This is a genomic window from Streptomyces sp. NPDC047315, assembly GCF_040643215.1.
GTDB lineage: Bacteria > Actinomycetota > Actinomycetes > Streptomycetales > Streptomycetaceae > Streptomyces.
The window spans coordinates 76249-99767 of the sequence record NZ_JBEYTZ010000027.1 but is presented as its reverse complement, the minus strand read 5'-3'; the positions used below and the strand labels follow the sequence as shown (position 1 = coordinate 99767).

General features: G+C 73.0%; 21 protein-coding genes and 1 riboswitch. Of the genes, 12 read left to right on the top strand and 9 right to left on the bottom strand.

Going from position 1 to position 23519, the window contains the following annotated elements; translation table 11 throughout:
* Window positions 1-97 precede the first annotated feature (97 nt).
* Together trpD and ABZ842_RS28195 are read left to right on the top strand one after the other, a co-directional pair.
* Window positions 98-1165: an anthranilate phosphoribosyltransferase gene (trpD, locus tag ABZ842_RS28200; RefSeq protein ID WP_361542534.1), complete on the top strand. Its 1068-nt coding sequence runs from the start codon at window positions 98-100 to the stop codon at window positions 1163-1165.
* 370 nt (window positions 1166-1535) lie between these two features.
* Window positions 1536-1653: riboswitch (SAM riboswitch) on the top strand.
* A 198-nt stretch (window positions 1654-1851) separates the two neighbouring features.
* Entirely contained in the window at window positions 1852-3252 is a 1401-nt protein-coding gene (locus ABZ842_RS28195) for an aminotransferase class V-fold PLP-dependent enzyme (RefSeq protein ID WP_361542531.1), read from the top strand.
* On the opposite strand, the gene ABZ842_RS28190 is transcribed toward ABZ842_RS28195, so the two are convergent.
* From ABZ842_RS28190 to ABZ842_RS28160, 7 genes are all read right to left on the bottom strand, one after another.
* On the bottom strand, window positions 3183-4403 hold the full coding sequence (locus tag ABZ842_RS28190) for a glycerate kinase (protein WP_361542528.1): 1221 nt from the start codon (window positions 4401-4403) through the stop codon (window positions 3183-3185). The genes ABZ842_RS28195 and ABZ842_RS28190 overlap by 70 nt on opposite strands.
* A 53-nt stretch (window positions 4404-4456) precedes the next feature.
* The gene (locus tag ABZ842_RS28185; RefSeq protein ID WP_361542525.1) at window positions 4457-5872 is read right to left on the bottom strand and encodes an SLC13 family permease; all 1416 of its coding nucleotides are present in this window, start codon (window positions 5870-5872) and stop codon (window positions 4457-4459) included.
* Window positions 5873-6045: 173 nt separating this feature from the next.
* Window positions 6046-6708: a response regulator transcription factor gene (locus tag ABZ842_RS28180; RefSeq protein WP_361542522.1), complete on the bottom strand. Its 663-nt coding sequence runs from the start codon at window positions 6706-6708 to the stop codon at window positions 6046-6048.
* The gene (locus ABZ842_RS28175) at window positions 6705-8165 is read right to left on the bottom strand and encodes an ATP-binding protein (protein WP_361542519.1); all 1461 of its coding nucleotides are present in this window, start codon (window positions 8163-8165) and stop codon (window positions 6705-6707) included. The genes ABZ842_RS28180 and ABZ842_RS28175 overlap by 4 nt, the downstream gene beginning before the upstream one ends.
* Window positions 8152-8574, bottom strand: coding sequence for a small secreted hydrophilic protein (locus ABZ842_RS28170; RefSeq protein WP_361542516.1), 423 nt, complete (start codon window positions 8572-8574; stop codon window positions 8152-8154). Before ABZ842_RS28170 ends, ABZ842_RS28175 begins: the two co-directional genes overlap by 14 nt.
* Before the next feature lie 165 nt (window positions 8575-8739).
* The gene (locus ABZ842_RS28165; protein ID WP_361542513.1) at window positions 8740-9021 is read right to left on the bottom strand and encodes an Lrp/AsnC ligand binding domain-containing protein; all 282 of its coding nucleotides are present in this window, start codon (window positions 9019-9021) and stop codon (window positions 8740-8742) included.
* Window positions 9018-9788, bottom strand: coding sequence for a rhomboid family intramembrane serine protease (locus ABZ842_RS28160; protein ID WP_361542625.1), 771 nt, complete (start codon window positions 9786-9788; stop codon window positions 9018-9020). Before ABZ842_RS28160 ends, ABZ842_RS28165 begins: the two co-directional genes overlap by 4 nt.
* Before the next feature lie 278 nt (window positions 9789-10066).
* On the opposite strand from ABZ842_RS28160, the gene ABZ842_RS28155 reads away from it, so the two are divergent.
* From ABZ842_RS28155 to ABZ842_RS28135, 5 genes are all read left to right on the top strand, one after another.
* A complete protein-coding gene (locus tag ABZ842_RS28155; protein ID WP_361542622.1) occupies window positions 10067-10309 on the top strand; it encodes a hypothetical protein in 243 nt (80 codons plus the stop codon).
* A gap of 51 nt (window positions 10310-10360) precedes the next feature.
* The gene (locus ABZ842_RS28150; RefSeq protein ID WP_361542510.1) at window positions 10361-11722 is read left to right on the top strand and encodes an NYN domain-containing protein; all 1362 of its coding nucleotides are present in this window, start codon (window positions 10361-10363) and stop codon (window positions 11720-11722) included.
* A gap of 340 nt (window positions 11723-12062) precedes the next feature.
* Window positions 12063-13115 carry an NlpC/P60 family protein gene (locus ABZ842_RS28145; RefSeq protein ID WP_361542507.1) on the top strand — a complete coding sequence of 351 codons (1053 nt, stop codon included), beginning with the start codon at window positions 12063-12065 and terminating at the stop codon, window positions 13113-13115.
* 207 nt (window positions 13116-13322) lie between these two features.
* Window positions 13323-14348 carry an NlpC/P60 family protein gene (locus ABZ842_RS28140; RefSeq protein ID WP_361542504.1) on the top strand — a complete coding sequence of 342 codons (1026 nt, stop codon included), beginning with the start codon at window positions 13323-13325 and terminating at the stop codon, window positions 14346-14348.
* A gap of 29 nt (window positions 14349-14377) precedes the next feature.
* Window positions 14378-15634 (top strand): hypothetical protein, encoded by a 1257-nt coding sequence (locus ABZ842_RS28135; protein WP_361542501.1) that lies wholly within the window; start codon window positions 14378-14380, stop codon window positions 15632-15634.
* Here the strand turns inward: ABZ842_RS28135 and ABZ842_RS28130 are convergent.
* Complete coding sequence (locus ABZ842_RS28130; protein ID WP_361542498.1) at window positions 15591-16856, bottom strand: glycosyltransferase 87 family protein; 1266 nt, start codon at window positions 16854-16856, stop codon at window positions 15591-15593. The genes ABZ842_RS28135 and ABZ842_RS28130 overlap by 44 nt on opposite strands.
* Window positions 16857-16998: 142 nt before the next feature.
* Between ABZ842_RS28130 and ABZ842_RS28125 the strand changes: the two genes are divergently transcribed.
* Window positions 16999-18153, top strand: a complete 1155-nt coding sequence (locus ABZ842_RS28125; protein WP_361542495.1) for a glycosyltransferase family 4 protein — start codon at window positions 16999-17001, stop codon at window positions 18151-18153.
* Window positions 18154-18273: 120 nt separating this feature from the next.
* On the opposite strand, the gene ABZ842_RS28120 is transcribed toward ABZ842_RS28125, so the two are convergent.
* Window positions 18274-20070, bottom strand: a complete 1797-nt coding sequence (locus ABZ842_RS28120) for an AMP-dependent synthetase/ligase (protein ID WP_361542492.1) — start codon at window positions 20068-20070, stop codon at window positions 18274-18276.
* A 368-nt stretch (window positions 20071-20438) separates the two neighbouring features.
* Here ABZ842_RS28120 and ABZ842_RS28115 point away from each other — a divergent pair, with 368 nt between their 5' ends.
* The 4 genes from ABZ842_RS28115 to ABZ842_RS28100 all read left to right on the top strand — a co-directional run bounded on the left by ABZ842_RS28115 (window position 20439) and on the right by ABZ842_RS28100 (window position 23512).
* A complete protein-coding gene (locus ABZ842_RS28115) occupies window positions 20439-21194 on the top strand; it encodes a metallophosphoesterase (protein ID WP_361542619.1) in 756 nt (251 codons plus the stop codon).
* A gap of 115 nt (window positions 21195-21309) precedes the next feature.
* Entirely contained in the window at window positions 21310-21759 is a 450-nt protein-coding gene (locus ABZ842_RS28110; protein WP_361542489.1) for an SRPBCC family protein, read from the top strand.
* Window positions 21759-22958, top strand: coding sequence for an ArsA-related P-loop ATPase (locus ABZ842_RS28105; RefSeq protein ID WP_361542486.1), 1200 nt, complete (start codon window positions 21759-21761; stop codon window positions 22956-22958). Before ABZ842_RS28110 ends, ABZ842_RS28105 begins: the two co-directional genes overlap by 1 nt.
* 95 nt (window positions 22959-23053) lie before the next feature.
* Window positions 23054-23512: a DUF5304 domain-containing protein gene (locus ABZ842_RS28100; protein ID WP_361542483.1), complete on the top strand. Its 459-nt coding sequence runs from the start codon at window positions 23054-23056 to the stop codon at window positions 23510-23512.
* Window positions 23513-23519: the final 7 nt, after the last annotated feature.

Genomic DNA, 23519 nt, shown 5'->3' with positions numbered 1-23519 from the left:
GGGCCTGGATAGGCTGGATGGCGTACCTTCCCTTTCGTACCGCGATCGTTTTCGCATCGATCCCCTTTCCCCTTCGTCTGGACCCCAGGAGCGGACCATGAACGTTGTGACCCCGGCAGGCGGCGACAGCGTGGCGGCCCACTCCTGGCCGACCGTGCTGAACTCGCTGCTGAACAACGACGACCAGGGCGCGGACGCGACGGCCTGGGCGATGGACCGGATCCTCAGCGGCGAGGCGTCCGACGCGCAGATCGCGGGCTTCGCGGTCGCGCTGCGGGCGAAGGGGGAGACCGTGGAGGAGATCTCCGGTCTCGTGTCGACGATGTACGAGCACGCCAACCTCATCGAGGTGCCCGGGCCCAGCGTGGACATCGTCGGCACCGGCGGCGACGGCGCGAAGACGGTGAACATCTCCACCATGGCGTCGATCGTGGTCGCCGGCACCGGCGCGAAGGTCGTCAAGCACGGCAACCGCGCCGCGTCCAGCGCCTCCGGCGCCTCCGACGTGCTGGAGAAGCTCGGGGTGAACCTGGAGCTGTCCCCGCAGCGGGTGGCCGAGGTCGCCGAGGAGGCGGGCATCACGTTCTGCTTCGCGATCAAGTTCCACCCGGCGCTGCGGCACGTGGCGGTGGCCCGCCGTGAGCTGGGAATCCGTACGATCTTCAACTTCTTGGGTCCGCTGACGAACCCGGCGCGGGTGAAGGCGCAGGCCACCGGGGTGGCCGATGCGCGGATGGCGCCGATCATGGCGGGGGTGCTCGCCCGGCGCGGCTCGTCGGCGCTGGTCTTCCGCGGGGACGACGGGCTGGACGAGCTGACGACGACGTCCACGTCCCGGGTGTGGATCGTGCGGGACGGCACGGTCCGCGAGGAGCACTTCGACCCGCGGGACGTGGGCATCGACGTGGTGCCGGTGTCGGAGCTGCGGGGCGCTGACGCGTCGTACAACGCGGAGGTGGCGCACCGCGTGCTGTCGGGCGAGCGCGGCCCGGTGCGGGACGCGGTGCTGCTGAACGCGGCGGCGGCGCTGGTGGCGCTGGAGCCGGGGGAGGCGTCGCTGCGGGAGCAGATCGCGGCGGGTATGGAGCGGGCGGCGGAGGCGGTGGACTCGGGCGCGGCGTCCGCCACCCTCGCGCGCTGGGTCCGCGCCACGAACGCGTCCTAGCGCACGCGCTCGCCTTGCGCCTTGGCGCCCTTGCGCCGTGCCGGCTGCGCTGTGATGGCGTCTGCGGCCCATCTGTGGCTTGTCGCGCAGTTCCGCCCCCCATGCTCAGAGGGTACGGGGGGTACCCCCAGCGCCCCTGATCGTGCTCGGCCCGCAGGTGACTGACGGGCTGAGCGAAACAGGGGCGCGGGGAACTGCGCGACAAGCCCACGACGGCATGTAGACGCCATGAACACCCGTGCGCAACGGCGCTGACGCGGCGTTTCTCGGTGCGGCTCGGTGGGGGCCGGCCATGCCGGTCGCGCGCGGCAGTGTGTCCGGGATGCGGACGTGGTTGCGTGGGGGCGGGGCGTCGCATACGGTTTGCGCAGGTCATGAGTGACAGCGACTACGGCCCCGGCCCGCTGTCCGGCAACCCTCCGTCCGTGGCGGGGTGCCCCGGGTGAAGACCAGGTCGTGGGCAGCGAGGTCCGCGGCAAGCGCGGACCCCTGCGAACCCTGGGGTCCTGGTCCTCAAGGGAGCAGCCTCGTGAGCAAGCGAATGCGATAGGGCCTCGTAGCCCCTTCTTCATCACCCCTCCGCCGCACCGCGCCGTCAGCGCCCAGCGCCCAGCACGCACGCGCGTTCCCGCGGAGTCCGTCCTGAAGTCTTTCCATTCCGCTGTGCCCCACCGGGAGATTCCGCCATGTCCGCATGCCCGAACACCGCCGCCACCGCCATCGCCACCGACCGCGTCATCCTCCCCGTTCTCGGCCGGGACGTCACCGTGCCGCTGGTGACCGGCGGGGAGGTCACGTACGCGGCGCTGGACTACGCGGCGAGCGCCCCCGCGCTCCAGCGGGTGTGGGACGACGTCGCCGCGTACGCCCCGTACTACGGCAGCGTCCACCGCGGGGCCGGCTACCTCTCCCAGCTCTCCACCGACCTCTTCGAGAACAGCCGGCGCACCGTCGCCGAGTTCCTGGACTGCCGCGAGGGCGACCAGGTCGTGTTCACCCGCTCCACCACCGACTCGCTCAACCTCCTCGCCGCCGTGCTGCCCGCCGACTGCGAGGTGTTCGTCTTCGAGACGGAGCACCACGCCTCCCTGCTGCCCTGGCAGGAGGCGCGGGTGACGTACCTGAACGCGCCGCGCACCCCGCAGCAGGCGGTCAGCACCCTGGAGCGCGCGCTCGCCGACCGCGACCCGTACGGGCCGGCGCTGGTCTGCGTGACCGGTGCGTCGAACGTGACCGGTGAGCTGTGGCCGGTGAAGGAGCTCGCCGCCGCGGCCCACGCGCACGGCGCCCGCATCGTGCTGGACGCGGCCCAACTCGCCCCGCACCACCCGGTGTCCGTGCGCGAGCTGGACGTCGACTGGGTCGCCTTCTCGGGCCACAAGCTGTACGCCCCGTTCGGCTCCGGGGTGCTCGCGGGCCGCGCGGACTGGCTCCAGGAGGCGGAGCCGTACCTCGCCGGCGGCGGCGCCTCGCGCAAGGTCGCCCGCCGCGCGGACGGCGGCGTGGACGTCGAGTGGCACACCACCGCCGCCCGGCACGAGGCCGGCTCGCCGAACGTCATCGGGGTGTACGCGATCGCCGCCGCGTGCCGCGCGCTCACCGAAGCCGGCTTCGACTCCCTCGTCGCCCGGGAACAGGAGTTGGTGGCGCGGGTGCGCGCGGGGCTCGCCGAGGTGCCGCAGGTGAAGGTGTTGTCCCTGTTCGGCGACGACGCGCCCCGGGTCGGCGTGATCTCCTTCGTCGTCGAGGGGTGGAACAGCTCCCACTTCGCCGCCGCGCTCTCCGCCGAGTACGGCATCGGGGTCCGCGACGGACTGTTCTGCGCCCACCCCCTGGTGCGCACCCTGCTCGGCAGCGACCCCGAGGAGCCGGGCGAGTGCGGCGCCCCCGAGGCCGAGCCGGGCGAGCGGTCGCTGAACGCGATCCGGGTCAGCTTCGGCGCCGGTACGCCCGACGAGCACCTGGAGCGCTTCGTACGGGCCGTCCGGGAGCTGGTCACCGACGGCGCCCGGTGGAACTACCGCACCGAGGACGGCCGTTGCGTCCCCGACCCGACCGCGGGCCCCGCAGCCGCGCCGACCGGCTGACGCTCCGGCAGCCGCGTACCGAGCAGCACCATCCGCAGCGCCCGCTCGGTCGCGTCCGCCAGGAACTCCCCGCCGCGCCCCAGCGCTTCGCTCAGCGAGACGGGCGCGGGCAGGATCGAGCTGTACGCGTCCACGCCCGCCGACCGCACCTGGTGCGCGCCCTCCCCGATCGTGCCGGCGAGGGCGAGCACGGGGCGGCCGTACCGCTTGGCCCGCCGGGCGACCTCGGCGGGCACCTTGCCGCGCGGGGTCTGGTGGTCCAGCGCGCCCTCCGCGGTGAGCACCAGGTCCGCCCGGGCCAGCCGGGCGTCCAGGTCGAGCTGGTCGAGCAGGACCTCGAACCGGGGCAGCAGATGGGCGCCGAGGGCGGCGAGCCCCGCGCCGAGCCCGCCGGACGCGCCCGTGCCGGGGCCGCCGTACAGGTCGCCGCGGACCTTCAGGTCGCGGGTGAGGACGTCCGCCCAGTGCTCCAGGGCGGCGGAGAGCTCTTCGACCTGCTCAGGGGTGGCGCCCTTCTGCGGGCCGAAGACCCGGGCCACCCCGCGCTCCCCGCACAGCACGTTGAACGGGTTGCAGGCGACGCGGATGTCGGTACGGCCCAGCCTGGGGTCCAGCCCGCTGGTGTCGATGCGGTCCAGCTCCAGCAGGTGCCGGCCGCCGTGCGGCAGTTCCCGGCCGTCCGCGTCCAACAGCCGGGCGCCGAGCGCCTGGAGCGCACCGGCGCCGCCGTCCGACGTCCCGGAGTCGCCGCAGCCGACGAGGATCTCGCGGGCGCCGGAGTCCAGGGCGGAGCGGATCAGCTGCCCGACGCCGTACGTCGTGGTGACGCCCGGGTCGCGCAGGTCCCGCGGGACCAGCGAGAGGCCCGCGACCGCCGCCATCTCCACCACGGCCGTGTACTTGTCGAGCATGGCGAAGTGGGTGAGGACGGGGGCGCCGGTGGGGCCGGTGGCGGTCAGGGCGACCAGCCGGCCGCCGGAGGCGGCGGCCAGCGCGCGGGCCGTGCCCTCTCCGCCGTCGACCAGCGGGATCAGGTCGATCTCGGCGTCCGGGACCACCCGCAGCACCCCCGAAGCGATGGCCTCGGCGGCGGACTGGGCGGACAGGGACTCCTTGAAGCCGCTGGGTGCGATGGCGAAACGGGTCAGCATCGTGTGAACTCCCGGTACGAGTGAGGGTGAGGAGAAGTCGGAGGCGTCGGGCGTCAGGGGGTGAGGGGCACGCCGAGCAGCGGCCAGACGGCGACGGCGAACAGCAGCACCAGCGCGGCGGTCAGCGGCGCCAGGACGGCGGACATCTTCAGCAGGTCCCGCGGGGTGTAGGTGGGGACGTCCGGTATGTCGGCGAAGAGGGTGACCGGCTTCGCGGAGGCGGGCAGCGTGTGGCAGAACCCGGCCGCGGCGGTGGACGCGAGCGCGGCGGCGACCGGATTGACCCCGGCTCCCACCGCGGCGGCCACCACCAGCGGCACCAGCACGGAGGAGCGCGCCGAGCGGGACTGCAGGACCAGGTGGGCGAGCGTGGACACCACCACCACGACGGTGAGGAACGCCCAGGCGGGCAGGTCCAACGGCACCCCGCCGACCAGCCACTTCGCCGCCCCGGAGTCGGCGAGGGCCAGGCCCATCGCCATCGTCGCGGCCATGAAGAGCAGCAGCGACCACGGCACGGTCTTCAGCGCGTCCTTGAGGTTCACGGTGCCCAGTGCGGGGGAGGCGGCGACGACGGCCCCTATCAGCGCCACCACGGCCGGCGGCACCTGGTGCAGCGGCTCGCTGCACCACAGCACGACGACGGTGGCCAGCAGCAGCGCGCAGCGCGCCTCCGCCTGCGACCACGGCCCGGTGACGGGGTGCTCGGTGTGCTCCTGGATGTGTTCGGCGGTGATGTGCACCGCGCCCTTGCGGTCGGCCCGCTTCGTGGTGGTGAACAGCACCACCTCGGCCGCCAGATGGGACGACACCACCGCGAGCGGCAGTCCGAGCAGCAGCCACTCGGCGAAGCCGATGCGCTCGCCCGCGGACTCCCACAGCACGGAGACCGTGATCAGGTGGGCGCCCGCGCCGATCAGGGTGGCCACCGCCGACAGCAGGATCACCGTGGGGAAGAGCAGCGCCAGCATGACCACGAGCCGCTTGCGGTCGGCGAGCGCCTTCGCCAGCGCTATGAAGACCGGCAGCGCGAGCGCGGCCCGTCCGGAGGTCGCCGGCACCGCGAAGGCGGTGACCACCAGCGCGGCGGTCGTCAGATGGACGAGCTGCCGCACGTTGCGGGCACCGGTGACCAAGAACGCCGCCGCCCGGCCGGCGAGCCCGGTCCTGGTGACCGCGGCGGCCAGCACGAACGCGCAGATCAGCAGCCAGACGGTGTCGTCGCCGAGGGTCCCGAAGAGGGTGTCGCTGCTGATCACCCCGGTCGCGGTGAGCGCCAGCCCCGCGCCGAGCGCGATGTAGGTGTCGTCGATCGGCGTGCCGATCCAGGCGCAGGTCGCGAAGGCGAAGACGGCCAGGGTGATCCTGGCGTCACCGCTGAGGCCGGGGAAGTTGCCGGGCACCACGAGCAGCGCGCAGATGCTGAGCGCCACGCAGAGGGTCACGGCTTGTCGCAGGTTCAGTGTCACGTCATAGAGGGTTCACGGGCGCGGTGAGCACTTCATGAGCCGATGATGAAAGGAACTTCACCAAAGGCGACGCGGCGGTGTGACGATTGCGCCGTACGGGGGAGCGGAACATGAAGAAGCCGTACAGCCCCTGAGTGCCGTACGGCTTCGTCTTCGTCGCGGTGCGCCCGGGCTCACTCGGGCAGGCGGTACCCCATGCCCCGGACCGTCTCGACCCGGTCGGGCCCCAGCTTCTTGCGCAGCGCCCGCACGTACACGTCCACGATGTTCGACCCGGGGTCGAAGTCGTACCCCCACACGTGGGACAGGATCTGCTCGCGCGACAGCACTTGTCCGGGGTGGCGCAGGAACAGCTCCAGGAGGACGAACTCGCGCGCCGTCAGGTCCACGGTGCGCTCCCCCGAACGAGCGCGCCTGGTCCGCAGGTCGAGCGTCAACTCGCCGTTGCGCAGCACCGTGACCTCCGGCGCGCGGGCGGCGGTGCGCAGTCGCAGCCGCACCCGGGCCAGCAGCTCCTCGAAGCGGAACGGCTTGGTCATCCAGTCGTCCGCGCCGCCCTCCAGGCCGGCCACCGTGTCCCGTACGGAGTCCCGGGCGGTCAGCACGATCACCGGCACCGAGACCTGGGCCTCGCGCAGTTGGCGCAGCACCGTGAAGCCGTCCTTGCCGGGCAGCCCGATGTCCAGGATCACCAGGTCGAACCCGCCGGTCACCGCGTAGTCGAAGGCGGCGTCGCCGTCGTGGACGACGGAGGTGGTGAAGCCGTTGGCGCGCAGGCCCTTCTCCACGAAGGCGGCGATGCGCTCCTCGTCCTCGACGATGAGTATCCGGTTCACGACGTCGCTTCCTTCTGCAGTACGAGGACGAAGGTGGCGCCGCCGCCGTCCGTGGGGCGCAGCTCCACGCGTCCACCGTGCCCTTCGGCGATGGCCTTCACAATGGCGAGTCCGAGCCCCGCACCGGTCGCCCGCGAGCCGCGCCGCGAGGTGCCCCGCCGGAACCGTTCGAAGATCACTTCGGAGTCCTTGGGCTGGACGCCGGGGCCGCTGTCGGCGACGAACAGCTCGATCGTGCCGTCTCCGTCGCGCGATCCTATGCCGATGCGCTGCCCGGGGACGGTGTGCTGGACGGCGTTCTGCGCCAGTTGGACCATCGCCTGGGTGATGCGCTGGGGGTCGAGCAGGACCTCGGCGTCCACGGCCTGGTCCAGGTGCCAGTCGCGCTCGCCGAGCGCCCGGGCCTTCACGAAGACGTCCGCGGTCAGCTCGCCGAGCTGCACCGGTTCGGGCGAGACGAAGTCGGGCCGCTCCGCCTTGGCGAGCAGGAGCAGGTCCTCGACGATCCGGCTCATCCGGTCCAGCTCCTCCATCACGATCCGGACCGTCTGTTCGCGCTCGACGGGGTCGTCGCCCATCAGCTCCAGATGGCCCCGCACGATCGTGATCGGGGTGCGCAGCTCGTGGCCGGCGTCGTCGACGAACTCCCGCTGGGCGGCGAAGGCCCGCTCCAGGCGGTCGAGCATCCCGTTGAAGGTCTGGGCGAGTGCGGCGATGTCGTCCCGGCCCTGCACCGGGATGCGCTGGGTCAGGTCCTGCTCGGTGAGTTGCGCCGCGGTGGTGCGCACCAGGCGTACGGGGCGCAGGATGCGGCCGGCGACGACCCAGCCGATGCCGGTGGTCATCAGCAGCGCCACGCCGGAGATCCCGAGCAGCATGTGGAAGACGTCGGTGGCCTTGGACTGTTCGGCGGCGGGGTGGATGGCGACCACGAAGGCGGCCGGCAGCTGTCCCCCGGCGCCCTCGATGGGCACCTTGGCCCAGCGGATCTCGCCCTCGGGGCGGTTGAGCGTGCCCATCGAGTCCCCGGAGTGGAATATCGCCGTCATCGCGGCCTCGTCCTTGACCAGGGGGTGGGGCACCCGCTGGTCCCGGGACTGCTGCTTGACGGCGAAGCCGCGGCCGGGGTCCTGGACCAGGCCGATCAGCTCCTCGTCGGGGTCGGGGTACTGCCGGGCCAGGAACACCCGCAGCAGCGGGTTGGGGTCGGTGAACTTGCGTCCGTTGTCGGGGTCGACGCCCTGGCGGACGAAGTTGGCGAACTCGTTCGTCTCCTGGACCAACAGCCCGTTGATCCGGTGGTCCGCGTCGCGCAGCAGCACCGAGCGGGTGGCCAGCGCGACCGCGGCCAGGGCCACCGTCATCACGATCAGCAGCCACAGCAGGATGCGCGCCCGTGCGGAGACGATCTGGAGCCGTGCGGTGACCCAACGGCGTACTGGATCAGCCGTCGTCACCGTAGTCGTCGCCCCCCGGGCCGTCGTCGTCCCCGCCGTTGCCGTTGCCCGGGTTCGTGTTGTTGTTGCCGCCCGAGCCGTTGCCGCCGGAACCGGTGCCGTTGCCGCCGGAGCCGGTGCCCGTGCCGCCGGAACCGTTGCCGGAGCCGTTGGAGGGGGCGTCGTCGTCGCCCGCCGGGTTCTCGCTCACCGGCGGTGCGACGGTCTCGTCGCCGGGGGTCGTCGCGGGCGCGCTGGGCGCCTGTGAGGGGGTGCCGGGCGAGCCCGACGGCGTACCGGTCTCCAGGCGCACCTTCGGCGGAACCTTGTTCGAGTCTGGGTTGTCGGTGAGGGCATAGCTGGTCACCGCGATCCCGAGGGGGATCGCGACGACGGCGGCAAGGGCCGCGATGCGATGGGAGAAGACCATGGTGTCGATGGTGGGAGCCGGACCGGCGCAAGCGGATGAGGACAAGATGAGGATTTCTTCATCCGACTGTCGCGGGTGGGACCCGGTGCTAGGGGAGTGGTGCGGGGGAGTGCGGTGCCGGGGAGCGGGTGCGGGGCGTGGGGCTGCGGGGCTGCGGCGCAGCGGTCAGGAGTCGAGGCCGATGGCGAAGGCGGCCTCCAGGTCGTGCTGGGAGTACGTGCGGAAGGCGACGTGCGTGTCGGTGCCGACCACGCCCTCGACCTTGCTGATCCGGCCGGGGATCACGTCCGCCAGGTTCTCGTGCCGGGCGACCCGGACCATGGCGATCAGGTCGTAGGTGCCGGTGACGGAGAAGACCTCGCTCACCCCGTCCAGCGCTGCGATGGCGTCCGCGATCTCGGGGATGCGGTCCACGCTGGTCTTGATGAGCACGATCGCGGTGATCACGGCTGGTTTTCTCCCTCGGTCGCCGCTGCTGGGACCTTCACTGTAGCCGGCCGTCGAAAGCGGCCCCAGGCGTAGAGGAACCCCGCTCCGAACCCCACCAGATGGGCCAGGTAGGCCACCCCGGGGCCGCCCTCGCCCGCCCCCGACGCGGCCAGCCACTGGAGCACGAACCAGAAGACCAGCACGACCCAGGCGGGGAAGCGCAGCGGAAGGAAGAAGAGGAACGGGAAGAGACTGGTGACCCGGGCCCTGGGGAAGAGGAAGAGGAAGGCCCCGAGCACCCCTGAGATCGCCCCGGAGGCGCCCACCAGGGTCTGCTCGGACTCCGCGTTCGCGGCGGCGTAGGCCACCAGCGCCGCATAGCCCGTGCCGAGGTAGAAGAGGGTGTACTCGAACCGCCCCAAGTGCTCTTCGGTCATGGCGCCGAAGACGTGCAGGAAGAGCATGTTGCCGAGGAGGTGGAGCCAGTTGCCGTGGACGAAGAGCGCCGTGAGCGGGGTGACGAGGGCGTCGGCGGCGCCGCCGGTGAGGTGCGCCGGGATCACCCCCCACTGCTCGAAGTAGCGGCTCTGGGCGGCGAGCAGTGCGTCCCCGCTCCCGTAGGAGGGGTTGAGTCCCGACACCGGGCTGACGAGGAAGACCGCGCAGCACAGGGCGATCACGCCGGAGGTCACGGCGGGGCCGGTGGTGCCGCCCCGGACCGCACCGCGCAGCGCCCGGCCCACCGCCGACGGCACCGACTGCCAAAGGGTCACGGGACAGATCATGACGGAACGGTCCATGGTGGTACAGGGTGCCTCGCCGTGCCCCGGGAGCCCCGTGAGGCCATAGAGTTACGAGCAGTACACCCGCAGTTCGAAGGCGCACCGCGGCGACCGCGCGTGGCGGGCGGCTCCAAGCCGCCACCGAGGTCGAGGAAGTCGACGGCGCTCAGGGCGTCGGCGCACGTGGAAGCGTGTCGACACGTGCTGGCGAAGGCCAAGAGACGCCCAAGAGAAGCCCATGAACGTCAAGGAACGTCAAAGAAATGAGGACGGACGGAACGATGACGACGGTTCCCTCTCCCACGGCTGACACCCGCTGGCGCTGCACCCTCTGCGGAAACCTGACCCGCTTCGACGTGACCCGCTCGTCGAAGGTGGTGGAGTACGTCCATCTGGACCTCGCGGGGCAGCCCACGGTCGAGGAGCGCGAGGTGGTGAGTGAGACCATCGAGTCGGTGCGCTGCCGCTGGTGCAACGCCGTGGATCAGATCGAACTGGTGGACAGGCCGGGCGCGACCTCCTGAGGGGCCGCGCCCGGATCGGTGACGGGCGAACGGGTAATGGGGTGACGGATCGTGGAGCAGCCTGAGGGCGGCGCCGAACCGGCCGGTGCGGCCGACGACGCCGCGGAGGCGCTCGAAAGGCCGTTGCCGGAAGGCGTGCGGCGCAGGGTCGTGACCCTGGTCGCGGACGTCTTCGGCGGGCTGACCGTTGCGGAACTCCCGGCCCAGCTGCGGCAGTACGCCCGTTTCACCCCCTCCCGGCGCGCCAAGCTCGCGGGCAACGCGATGGCGGCGACGCTGGAGAGCGACCCGGTGTTCCGCCAGCGGGTGGGCGAGCGGATCGCACAGCTCCAGCCGGAGCTGTGCGCCGCGCTCACCGCGGGTTCGCCGCCCGCCGCCGCCGATCCCCTGGACGTGGCGGCGGCGGCCTACGTGCTGCGGCCCACCGGATGGGTGAAGCTGGTGGCCACCGCGGGCGAAGAGGCCCAGCGGGCGGACGCCGAGCGCGCCGACGAGGCCGGGCGGCGCGAGCAGGACCGGCTGCGCGCCGAGCTGTCCGAGGCGCGCGCCCTCACCAAGAGCGAGACCGAGCGGCTTCGCACGGAGCTGGAGACGGCCCGCAAGGAAGCGGAATCGCTTCGCCGCAAGCTGCGCAGCGCCGAGAGCGACGTCAAGCGCGGTGAGGCCGCACTGCGCCGGGCCGCCGCCGAGATCGACTCCGTACGGGCCGACGCCGCGGCCCAGGTGTCCGCGGCCGAGAGTGAGACCCGACGGCTCAAGGCGCGGCTGGGGGAGGCGGAGGCGGCGGTCGAGGCCGGGCGCCGCGCCGCCCGCGAGGGCCGCTCCATCGAGGACATGCGGCTGCGGCTGCTGTTGGACACGGTCCTGGACGCGGCCCAGGGGCTGCGGCGCGAGTTGGCGCTGCCGCCCGTCTCCGTGCACCCCGCCGACACGGTGGACGCCGTCGAGCCGGGGCGGATGACGCCCAAGGACGTTGCCGCCCGCGCGCTGTCGGAGACCGACCCGGCGCTCCTGGACCAACTGCTGTCGCTGCCCCAGGTCCATCTGGTCGTGGACGGCTACAACGTCACCAAGACCGGCTATCCCACGATGCCGCTGGAGAAGCAGCGGCTGCGGCTGCTCGGCGGGCTCTCCGTGCTCGCCGCCCAGACCGGCGCGGAGGTCACCTGCGTCTTCGACGGCGCCGAGTTGGCCGCGCCCGTGCTGCTCGCCCCGCCGCGCGGGGTGCGGGTGCTCTTCTCCAAACCGGGGGTGACCGCGGACGAGTTGATCCGCCAGCTCGTCCGGGCCGAGCCGCCGGGGCGGCCCGTGGTGGTCGCGTCCACCGATCGCGAGGTCGCCGACGGGGTCGCCAGGGCCGGTGCCCGTCCGGTTGCCTCCCTTCTGCTCCTGAAGCGGCTTTCCCGCACCTGATGCACTGTTGGGCGGCTTTGCTGGCTGGTGTCAGCGTATGACCGCTTTGTTGCCCCGTGGGTCGGGACGTACGGTCAAGTACCCATGACACAGTGTGTGATCAGAGTAAAGAATGCTCGGGTGACGGGATTTTTTTCGCCGGAAGATTTGAAGTGATCACAAGCGGGTCACTAGGGTCAGGCGTCGAACCTTCGCGCGGTTGATCGCCCACCCGGGGTGACAGCGAAGGACCGCCGTCCGTGCGTACAGCGAAGTCCGGGGGAGCTGGCACCGCGGAGCCGGGGGGCGTTGTCTCTCCCCACGCCGGCAGGCGGCCTTGAGGAAGAAGGAGCCCGCCTCCGTGGCGTCCCACCGTCGAGCCAAGCAGCCGGGCCGTACCCGCGTCACCGTCCTCACCGCGACCGCAGCCGCCGCGGTCGCCCTGACCTCGCAGGGCGCCAACGCCGCCCCGCAGCCCGGCAAGAACGAGGTGAAGGCGAAGGTCGACAAGTTGTACGCGGAGGCCGAGAAGGCCACCGAGAAGTACAACGGCGCCAAGGAGGAGCAGACCAAGCTCCAGAAGCAGGTCGACGGCCTCCAGGACAAGGTCGCCCGCGGCCAGGAGGAACTGAACACCCTGCGCAACAACCTCGGCACGGTCGCCAGCGCCCAGTACCGCTCCGGCGGCCTGGACCCCTCCCTCCAGCTCTTCCTCTCCGCCGACCCGGACACCTACCTCGACAAGGCGTCCGCGCTCGACCAGCTCGGCAGCAAGCACAGCGACTCGATCGACGAGATCCAGTCCAAGCAGCGGGCCCTCGCGCAGCAGCGCAAGGAGGCCCAGACCAAGCTGACCGAACTCGCCGAGGCACGTACCGAACTCGGTGCCCAAAAGCGCCAGGTGCAGGGCAAGCTGAACGAGGCGCAGAAGCTGCTCAACTCGCTGACCGCCAAGGAGCGCGAGGCCCTGAAGGAGGAGGAGACCCGCGCCAACCGCGCCGGTACCACCGCCCGCCCGGACCTCGACAAGCCGGGCAAGCCCGACAAGGCCACCAAGCCCGCCTCCAGCCGCGCAGCCGCCGCGTACGCCGCCGGCGTGAGCAAGATCGGCAAGCCGTACGTGTGGGGCGCGACGGGCCCCAACTCCTTCGACTGCTCCGGCTTCACCTCCTGGTCCTTCGCCCAGGCGGACGTCCAGATCCCGCGCACCTCCCAGGCCCAGGCCAACGCCGGCCAGCGGATCTACTCGCAGAGCCAGCTCAAACAGGGCGACCTGGTCTTCTTCTACGACGACCTGCACCACGTCGGCTTCTACGCGGGCAACGGCCAGATCCTGCACTCGCCGCGCACCGGCGCCGTCGTGCGGTACGAGTCCATCAACAACATGCCGTTCAAGTTCGGCGTTCGCATATAGCTCCACCGAGGGCCGCGCGCAAGGCCCGTTCGGGCGCCGCGCCCGAACGGGCGATTTCCCCGCCGCACCGCAGCCCCGCGTTCGGCCGGTGACCTGTGCACTCCCCGTCCACCCCACCGCGCCCCGGCCGGCGGGTCGTTGGTCGGCGGGCAGCCGCCGGCTACTGTCTGCCGCGCACCACTGTCGTACGCAGAAGGAGCGCGGCCCGTGGCGTCCCATCGACGGCCCCCGCAACCCGGCCCCGCCCACGGCGCCCGGGTCACCGTCCTGTCCGCCGCAGCCGCGACGGCCGCCGCGCTCGGCGCCGCGCCCGCGACCGCCGAGCCGCACTCCTCCCCGGAGGCCACCCGCGCCGGCGTGGACCGGCTGTTCGAGGAGGCCGAGCGGGCCACCGAGCGCTTCAACGAGGCCGGCGAACGGGCCGGCGGGCTGCGCACCCGGGTGACCGCCGCGCAGGACGCCGTCGCCCGCGGCCAGGAGCGCGTCAACCGGCTGCGCGGCGCGCTCGGCGCCGTCGCCGGCGCCCAGTACCGCTCCGGCGGCCTCGACCCCGCGCTGATGCTGCTGCTCTCCGCCGACCCCGAGAGCTATCTGGAGCACGCCGAGTTCCTGGAGCGCACCGGCGCCCGCCAGACCACCGCGCTGCGCGACTTCCTGCGCGCCCAGCGGGCCCTGGGCCAGCAGCGCACCGAGGCCCGGCACGACCTCGAAGCGTGGGAGCGCAGCCGGGCCGACCTCGCCCGCCACAAGCGCACCGTGGAACACAAGCTCGCCGCGGCGCAGCGGCTGCTGAACTCCCTGTCGGCCGCCGAACGCGCCGCCCACGACCGGGCCTCCCGCTCCGACCGGGACGCCCTGGGCCCCGCCGCCGGCGAGAGCGCCGCGTCCGGGCGCGCCGCAGCCGCGGTCGACGCCGTGCGCAGCGCGATCGGCCGCCCCTACGTCTGGGGCGCCAACGGCCCCGCCGGCTTCGACTGCTCCGGGCTGATGCAGTGGTCTTACGCCCGGGCCGGCGTCGGGCTGCCCCGCACCTCGCAGGCCCAGCGGCTCGCCGGCCGACAGGTCCCGCTGTCCCAGGCGCGCCCGGGCGACCTCGTCGCCTACCGGGACGACGCCAGCCACATCGGGATGTACGTGGGCGGCGGCCGGGTCGTGCACGCCCCCTACCCCGGGGCCGCGGTGCGCGCCGACCCGGTCGGCATGATGCCGATCTCCTCGGTCACCCGTCCCTGACGCCACTCGCGTTCCGTACGATCAGCGGCGTGGCGAACGGTGAGCGCGTACGGGGCGTACGCAGCGGACACAGTGGACGCACGGTGACGAGACGGACGGCGGCCCTGTGGCTCGCCACCGCCCTCGTGCCCGCCTGTACCGCCGCTCCCGAGGCGTCGCACCACACCGTCGACTCCGTGCAGGAGACCCTGAACGCCCGCGCTGCCGCCCTCCTCGACCGCGACGAGGAGGCGTTCTTGGCCTCCTGCGGGCCCGAGCAGAGCGAGCTGCGGGCCGAGGAGCGCCGGCAGTTCCGCAATCTGGCGGACGTGCCGATCGGGGAGTGGGCGTACCGGGTCGGCACGGTGCGGCGGGACGGCGCCAAGGCGTACGCCGACGTCGAACTGCACTACCGGATCGCCGACTACGACACCGCACCCGTGGTGGTGGCCCGCGCGATGGAACTCGGGCTGCGCGACGGCCGCTGGTACGTCACGGCCGACCGCCCGGCGAAGGGCACGGCGCAGCAGCTGTGGCAGCAGGGCCCGGTGGCCGCTGTGCACGGCCAGCGTTCGCTGGTGCTCGCCGTCGGCCAGCAGCCGGACCGGCTGCGGGCCCTCGCCGACACCACCGACCGCGCGGTGCCCGCGGTCTCCCGCGCCTGGCGCTCGCCGTGGGCCGAACGGGTCGTCGTCCTCGTGCCGCCGTCGCTGGAGGGGATGGGCGCGCTGCTCGGCTCCGAGGGGGCCGGCTACCGGGGCATCGCCGCGGTGACCACCGGCGAGACGGGCGGCACGCACGCGGTGCCGGCGGACCGGGTGATCGTGAACCCCGGCGCGTACGACGCGCTGGACCGCTACGGACAGCAGGTCGTCCTCACCCACGAGACGACGCACGTGGCGACCCGCGCCCGCACCACGCCGACGACCCCGATGTGGCTCTCCGAAGGCTTCGCCGACTGGGTCGCCTACCGGGACACGGCCCGCACCACCGGGCAGATCGCCCCGGAGATCCAGCGCGCCGTGCGCTCCGGCGACCTGCCCGACGCGCTGCCGACCGAGGCCGACTTCTCCTTCGGCAGCGATCCGGAGACCCTCGCCGTGGCGTACGAAGGAGGGTGGCTGGCCTGCGAGTTCATCGTCGGACGCTGGGGCGAGCAGGCGTTGCTTGAGCTGTACCACGCGGTGGGCCGGCAGCGCGGGGACCCCGCCGGCGCCGTGGACCGGGAGCTGTCCCGGGTGCTCGACATGGACACCGCCGAGTTCACCGCACGCTGGCGCGACTACCTCCGCCAACGCTTGGACTAGTGCCCGTCGCACGCCGCACCGGGGGCAGCGGTCCGGGGTCGGCCGGGCGGGGGACCGTCGCGCGCCACAGCCGACGGCACGCCGTCACCGTCGCCGCCACCAACAGCCCGTTGCGCACGGCGAGCAGCAGCACGCCCAGCGGATCGCTCGCCACGACCCGGGCGAAGAAGACGGGGAACTCCAGCACCGTCACCGCCGCCGCGGCGACGACGAGCCAGCCCGGCAGCGACATCCGGCTGCCGCGGTGCAGCAGGCACACCGCGGCGAGGCCCACCAGCCACACCAGGTACTGCGGGCTGATCACCCGACTCGTGGTGGTGAACAGCAGTGTCGCCGTCAGCGCCGCGTCCGCAGCCGTGCCCGGTCCCGCGTCCGTCAGCCGGGCCCGCACCCGCCACACCACGAGCCACGCCAGCGCGCCGAGCGCCAGCAGCAGCGCGGCGGTCGACACCGTGGACACGTACGGGCCCAGGAACTCCACCGAGCCGTAGTTCAGCAGCACCTGCCCGTCCCAGCCGCCGAGCAGCCGCGCCGCGTGGAACACCAGGGCGCCCAGGGACTCGACCTCCGTGCCGCGCTCGCGCTGGTACGTGAGGAAGGCGAACGCCCCGGGCGCGGCGAGCAGGAAGGCCGCCGAGAGGGCGACGGCGGTGACCGCGGCGCTCCACCACGCCCGCCTGGGCGCCGCCGCGAGCAGCAGCGCCGGCCAGACCTTCAGCAGCGCGCCGAAGGCGGCGAGGGCGCCGAACGCTCCCGGCCGGCGCGGACCGGCGAGCAGCGCGGCGACGGCGACCGCGGTGACCACCAGGTCGTAGCGGGCGTACGCGGTGGGGCCGAGCAGCGGGACGCCGACCACCCACACCCAACAGCCGTGCGTCCGGCGCCCGGGGCGGCGGCCGGCGGACAGCAGCAGGGCGAGCACCACGGCGTCGGAGAGCAGCGCGATGACGAAGAAGGCGGAGGCGTAGTCGAGGAAGGGCAGCAGGCCGGGGGAGAGCACCGGGAGCGCCGCGGCCGGCGGGTACTGCCAGGCGACGTCGCCCAGCGGGAACGTGCCGGTGCGCAGCACCTCGTACCAGCCGCGGTAGATCACGGACACGTCCGAGGTCACGTCCGGTCCGGGGAAGATCACCGCCTTGGTGACGAACAGCAGCAGCGCGGCCCTGGTGAGGACCCACACCGCGAGGATACACCGCACCCCGCCGTACCCTCTGCCCGTCATAGACCTTTCGCGCCCTTCATTGGCATTGATGGCGATATGCAAAGCCTCATGATGCCGGGCGGGGGCGGGCGCGCGGGGTCAGGCGGGGCCGACGGGTCGCCGCGCGGGGGCGGCCCGGCACGGTTGGTACTGTCGGCGCACGATGCACAAGACCCTGATCGTGACCAACGACTTCCCGCCCAGGCCCGGTGGCATCCAGGCGTTCCTGCACAACATGGCGCTGCGGCTGGAGCCCGATCGGCTCGTCGTGTACGCCTCCACCTGGAAGCGCGGGCCCGAGGGCGCGGAGGCGACGGCCGCCTTCGACGCGGAGCAGCCCTTCACCGTCGTGCGCGACCGCACCACGATGCTGCTGCCCACCCCCCGCGTCACCGCCCGGGCCACCTCCCTGCTGACGGAGCACGGCTGTACGTCGGTGTGGTTCGGCGCCGCGGCGCCGCTCGGGCTGATGGGCCCCGCGCTGCGCCGGGCGGGCGCGCGCCGGCTCGTCGCCACCTCGCACGGCCACGAGGCGGGCTGGGCCCAACTGCCCGGCTCCCGCGCGCTGCTGCGCCGCATCGGCGAGGGCACCGACACCATCACGTACCTGGGCGAGTACACCCGGTCCCGGATCGCCGCCGCCCTCACCCCGGAAGCGGCCGGCCGCATGGTCCACCTCCCGCCCGGGGTCGACGAGAAGACCTTCCACCCGGACTCGGGCGGCGCCGCGGTCCGCGCCGAACTCGATCTCAGCGACCGGCCCGTGGTGGTGTGCGTCTCGCGACTGGTGCCGCGCAAGGGGCAGGACACCCTCATCCGCGCGATGCCCGGGATCCTCGCCCGCGTCCCGGACGCCGTCCTGCTGGTCGTCGGCGGCGGCCCGTACGAGCAGGACCTGCGGAAGCTGGCGCAGCAGGTGGGCGTGGCCGGCGCGGTGCGCTTCACCGGCGCGGTGCCGTGGGCGCAACTGCCGGCGCACTACGGCGCGGGCGACGTCTTCGCCATGCCGTGCCGCACCCGCCGCGGCGGACTGGACGTCGAAGGGCTCGGCATCGTCTATCTGGAGGCGTCCGCCACCGGCCTGCCGGTGGTCGCCGGCGACTCGGGCGGGGCGCCGGACGCGGTGCTCGACGGCGAGACGGGCTGGGTCGTGCGCGGCGGTACGGACGAGGCGGCCGTGGCGGAGACGGGCGAGCGGATCGTGACGCTGCTCCAGGACCCGGAGCTGCGGCGGCGGATGGGCGAGCGCGGGCGGCGCTGGGTCGAGGAGACCTGGCGCTGGGACCTGCTGGCGGAGCGGCTGCGCGCGCTGCTGTGAACGTTGAGCCGCGCGAACGTTGAGCCGCGTAAACGTTGAGCGGCGCCCGACCGTCGTATGCGTACGGGGGCGGGCGCCGCTCTTGGCCTCTTCGGGCCGTCAGCCGTGTTCTTCGGGCCGTCAGCCGTGGTAGATGGCCTCGATCTCCTCGGCGAAGTCCTTCGCCACCACGTTCCGCTTCAGCTTCAGCGACGGCGTGATGTGGCCGTCCTCCTCGGTGAACTGCGCACCCAGGATGCGGAACTTGCGCACCGACTCCGCCTTGGACACCGCCGCGTTGCCGTCGTCCACCGCCCGCTGGACCTCTGCCAGCAGGTCCGGGTCGTCCCGTAGGGACGCCGCCGTCGAGCCGGCCGGCTTGCCGTGCTCCGCCGCCCACCGGCCCAGGAACTCCTCGTCGACCGTGACCAGCGCGGCGACGAACGGCCGCCCGTCGCCGACCACCATGCACTCCGCGACCAGCGCGTGCGCCCGGATGCGGTCCTCGATCACCGCGGGGGCCACGTTCTTGCCGCCGGCGGTCACCAGGATCTCCTTCTTGCGGCCGGTGATCGCGAGGTAGCCCTCCTCGTCGAGCGTCCCGATGTCGCCGGTGTGGAACCAGCCGTCCGCCATCGCCTCGGCGGTCGCCTCGCCGTTGTTCCAGTACCCCTCGAAGAGGTGCTCCCCGTGTAGTAGCACCTCGCCGTCGTCGGCGATCCGCACCACCGTGCCCGGCAGCGGCTGGCCGACCGTGCCGATCTTCTGCCGGTCCCAGGGGTTGAACGCGGTCGCCGCACAGGACTCGGTCAGCCCGTACCCCTCCAGCACCGTGAAGCCGATGCCGCGGAAGAAGTGCCCGAGGCGCTCGCCCAGCGGCGCACCGCCGGAGATCGCGTACTCGCCCCGGCCGCCCAGCACGGCGCGCAGCTTGCGGTAGACGAGCTTGTCGAAGAGCGCGTGCTTGAGCCGGAGGGCGAGCGAGGGGCCCTGCGGGGTGTCGAGCGAGCGGCTGTAGGCGATCGCCGTCCGCGACGCCCGGTCGAAGATCTTCCCCTTGCCGTCGGCCTGCGCCTTGGCGCGCGCCCCGTTGTAGACCTTCTCGAAGACCCGCGGCACCCCGAGGATCAGGGTGGGCCGGAAGGTGGCGAGGTCGTCGGTGAGGTTCTTGATGTCCGGCAGGGTGCCCAGCTTGATCGGCGCCATCACGGCCGCCACCTCGACCATCCGGCCGAAGACGTGCGCCGCGGGCAGGAAGAGCAGCACGGAGCTCTCACCCGTGCGGAACAGCGGCTTCAGCCGCTCCACCACGTTGCCGCACTCCGCGAAGAACGCCCGGTGGGTGAGGATCGAGCCCTTGGGGCGGCCGGTGGTGCCCGAGGTGTAGACGATCGTCGCCACGTCGTCCGCCTTCGCGCTCGCGGCGCGCGCGTCCACGGTCGCGTCGTCGACCTCCGCACCCAGCGTCACCAGCGCGTCCACGCCGCCCGCCGAGAGCTGCCAGACCTCCCGCAGCTGCGGCAGCCCGCCCCGTACGGACTCCACCGCTGCGGTGTGCGCATCGCTCTCCACGACCAGCGCGACCGCGCCCGAGTCGGAGAGGATCCACGACACCTGCTCGGGCGAGCTGGTCTCGTACACCGGGACGACGACCGCGCCCGCGCACCAGATCGCGAAGTCCAGTAGCACCCACTCGTAGCGGGTGCGCGACATCAGGGCGACCCGGTCGCCGGGCTCCACGCCCGCGGCGATCAGGCCCTTGGCGGCGGCCCGCACCTGGGCGAGGAACTCCCTGGCGGTGACGTCGACCCAGCCGTCCGGGACCTTGCGGCCCATCACGACGACGTCGGGGTGCTGAGCCGCGTTGCGGTGGACGAGGTCGGTCAGATTGCCGTCGGAGGGGACCTCGTACAAGGCCGGAAGGCTGAACTCGCGCAAGACTGCTGCTCCTCATCGGGCGCCGGTGCCACGGCTCTGTGGGGTGCGCCGGCCTGATCGGGCAGGGTGCTCCCGGGGGGTGAGCACGACTGGACTGCCCGGACGTTACCCACCAGTACTCAGTTCCGGATAGGGGGTTCCGACCAGATGTTCCGTGCGTCACACGGCGGACCGTGCTCCGCGCAGAGCAATCCCACGGTAGTCCACGCGCGGTGCGAGCCGGAAGAACGACCCTGTCCCACGGACGGGCGGGGTTCTAGGGTGATCAGAGGTGATCGCCGGTGATCACAGGGGAGGCACGAGTGAACGCACGGGCGGGTGCACGGGTGAGTACGCGGACGGGCCCGCGAACGAGTACACGGGTGAACGTGATCAGCGACGTCCACGGCAACGCCGCGGACCTGGCCGCCGCCGGGAACGGCGCCGACGCCCTGATCTGCCTCGGCGACCTCGTCCTCTTCCTCGACTACGCCGACCACTCCCGCGGCATCTTCCCCGACCTCTTCGGGGTCGAGAACGCCGACCTGATCGTCTCCCTGCGCACCGCCCGCCGCTTCGACGAGGCCCGCGAGCTCGGCCGCCGGCTCTGGGCCGAACTCGACGCGGACCGCGACACCGCCATCGAGCAGGCCGTGCGCCGCCAGTACGCGGAGCTGTTCGCCGCCTTCCCCACCCCGACGTACGCCACCTACGGGAACGTCGACATCCCCACCCTGTGGCCCGAGTACGCCCGCCCCGGGGTCACCGTCCTCGACGGCGAGCGGGTCGAGATCGGCGGCCGGGTCTTCGGCTTCGTCGGCGGCGGGCTGCGCACCCCGATGCGCACCCCCTACGAGATCTCCGACGAGGAGTACGCGGCCAAGGTCGAGGCGCTCGGCGACGTCGACGTGCTCTGCTCGCACATCCCGCCGGAGGTGCCCGAGTTGACGTACGACACCGTCGCCCGCCGCTTCGAGCGCGGCAGCGGCGCGCTCCTGGCCGCGATCCACCGGACGCGGCCCCGCTACGCCCTGTTCGGCCACGTCCACCAGCCGCTGGTGCCCCGGATGCGGATCGGCGCCACCGAGTGCGTGAACGTGGGGCACTTCGCCTCCTCCGGCCGGCCCTGGACGCTGAGCTGGTGACCGTCCGGCGGTGCGGCGACCGGGGCCGGGGTCGGGGGCCGGGCCCCTCCCGGGCGCGATAGCCTTCACACCTACATTCACCCCGGGTCGGTACCGCACTGAAGGAGCCGCTGCGATGGCGGAACACACCAGCTCTAGCATCACCATCGAGGCGGCGCCGGCCGACGTCATGGGAGTGATCTCCGACTTCGACCGCTATCCCGAGTGGACCGGCGAGGTCAAGCAGGCCGAGGTGGTCTCCCGGGACGACCGGGGCCGCGCCGAGCAGGTCAGGCTGGTCCTGGACGCCGGAGCGATCAAGGACGACCACACCCTGGAGTACACCTGGAGCGGTGACGACCAGGTCAGCTGGACGCTGGTGAAGTCACAGATGCTGCGCGCCCTGGACGGCTCGTACACGCTGCGGCCGGTCGGCGGCGGCGACCGCACCGAGGTGACCTACCAGCTCACCGTGGACGTCAAGATCCCCATGCTCGGGATGATCAAGCGCAAGGCCGAGAAGGTCATCATCGACCGCGCCCTCGACGGCCTGAAGAAGCGCGTCGAGAGCGGACCCGCCCTCTGATGCGCACGGTCCTCGTCACCGGCCTCGGCGGCGCGGGCCGTACCACGATCGCCGCGGCGACCGCGCTGGCCGCGGCCCGCGGCGGGCGCCGCACCCTGCTGCTGTCGCCGGACCCCGGGGACGTACTCGGGACGCCGCTCGCCCGCACGCCGAAGGAGTGCGCCCCCGGTCTGTGGGCCGCGCGGATCGACGCCGAGGTCGACTTCCGGGCCGAGTTCCTGGCGCTCCAGGACCGCGGCGCGGCCCTGTTCGACCTGCTCGGGGCCGCCCGGCTGGCCGAGGAGGAGCTGACGCCGCTGCCCGGCAGCGAGCAGTTCGCCCTGTTGCGTGCGGTGGCGCGGGCGGCGGGCGGCCTGACGGACGGCTCGGCGGGGGGCTCGTACGACGTGGTCGTCGTCGATCTGCCGCCGCTGGCCCAGAGCGTTCCCCTGCTCGCGCTGCCCGAGCAACTGCGCCGCTATCTGCGCCGGCTCCTGCCGCCCGAGCGGCAGGCCGCCCGCGCCCTGCGGCCCGTCCTCGCCCAACTCGCCGGGGTGCCCATGCCGGCGGAGTGGCTGTACGAGACGGCCGCGCGCTGGGACCGGGAACTGTCCGCCGTCGAGGCGCTGATCAACGACCCCGGCACCGCGCTGCGGCTGGTGGCCGAGCCGGGGCCGGCGGCGAACGACGCCCTGGGCGCCGCTCGCCCCGGGCTCGCCCTGCACGGGCTGCGCGTCGAGACCGTCGTCGCCAACCGGATGCTGCCCGCGCACTCCCCGGACACCTGGCTCGCCGGCCTCGCCGCCCAGCAGGCCAAGTGCCTGGACGAGTGGCACGGCGCGTGGGGGAGCGGCACGGAGGTCCACGAGGTCGCACACGCCGGCCGAGAGGTGCGCGGCCTCGACGACCTCGCGCTGCTCGACGTACCGCACGTGCCTGAGGCGACCGACCTGCCTGGAGCGCTTGAGGCGGACATAGAGGACCGGCGCGACGAGGACGGCATCCTGGTCTGGTCGATCCCGCTGCCCGGCGCCTCGAAGGAGGGCCTTGGCCTGGTGCGCCGCGGCGACGAACTCGTCCTCACCGTGGGCCCGTTCCGAAGGATCGTCCCCCTGCCGTCCGCACTGCGCCGCTGCACCGTCTCCGGCGCGGCCCTCGCGGACGGCGTCCTCACCCTCCGCTTCACCCCCGACCCCGGGCTCTGGCCCGCAGGGCGCTGAACGGCCGGCGCGCCTTCGGGTACCGTCGAGCGTACGCACAGACCACAGTCGAACCGCAGCCGAACCGCAGCCGAAGCCCCGTGCAGGAGTACGCCATGAGCGATGCCACCGAGCGTCCCGACCTCGACGCCGACGCCTGGGCCGACGCGTGCGCCGAGGACCTCGAAGAGGAGAAGGCCCGCCGCCGCGCCGAGTACGGGACGCCGCCCGGCTCCGCCGCCAAAGAGCTGCGCAAGCTCCTGGGGGCCGTCGCCGACAAGGTCTCCGAGTTCCAGACGTCGCTGCCGGGGGTGGCCGCGCAGAGCGCGGTGCAGCAGTTCGTGAACCAGGCGAAGTCCGCCGTCGAGCCGGTCATCGAGCGCAACCCCCAGGTCTTCGACCACCTCGCGGCGGCCGGCGGCGAACTGCTCGCCGCGTACCGCTCCGCGGTCCAGGGCCACGAGCACCGCTGGACGCAGCGCGCCGCCGACCCCTCCGCCGACCCGGCGGCGAAGCAGCCGGAGCGGAAGCCCGACGACGAGCAGGGGCCCGGCGAGCAGATCGACCTCGACTGAGGCCACC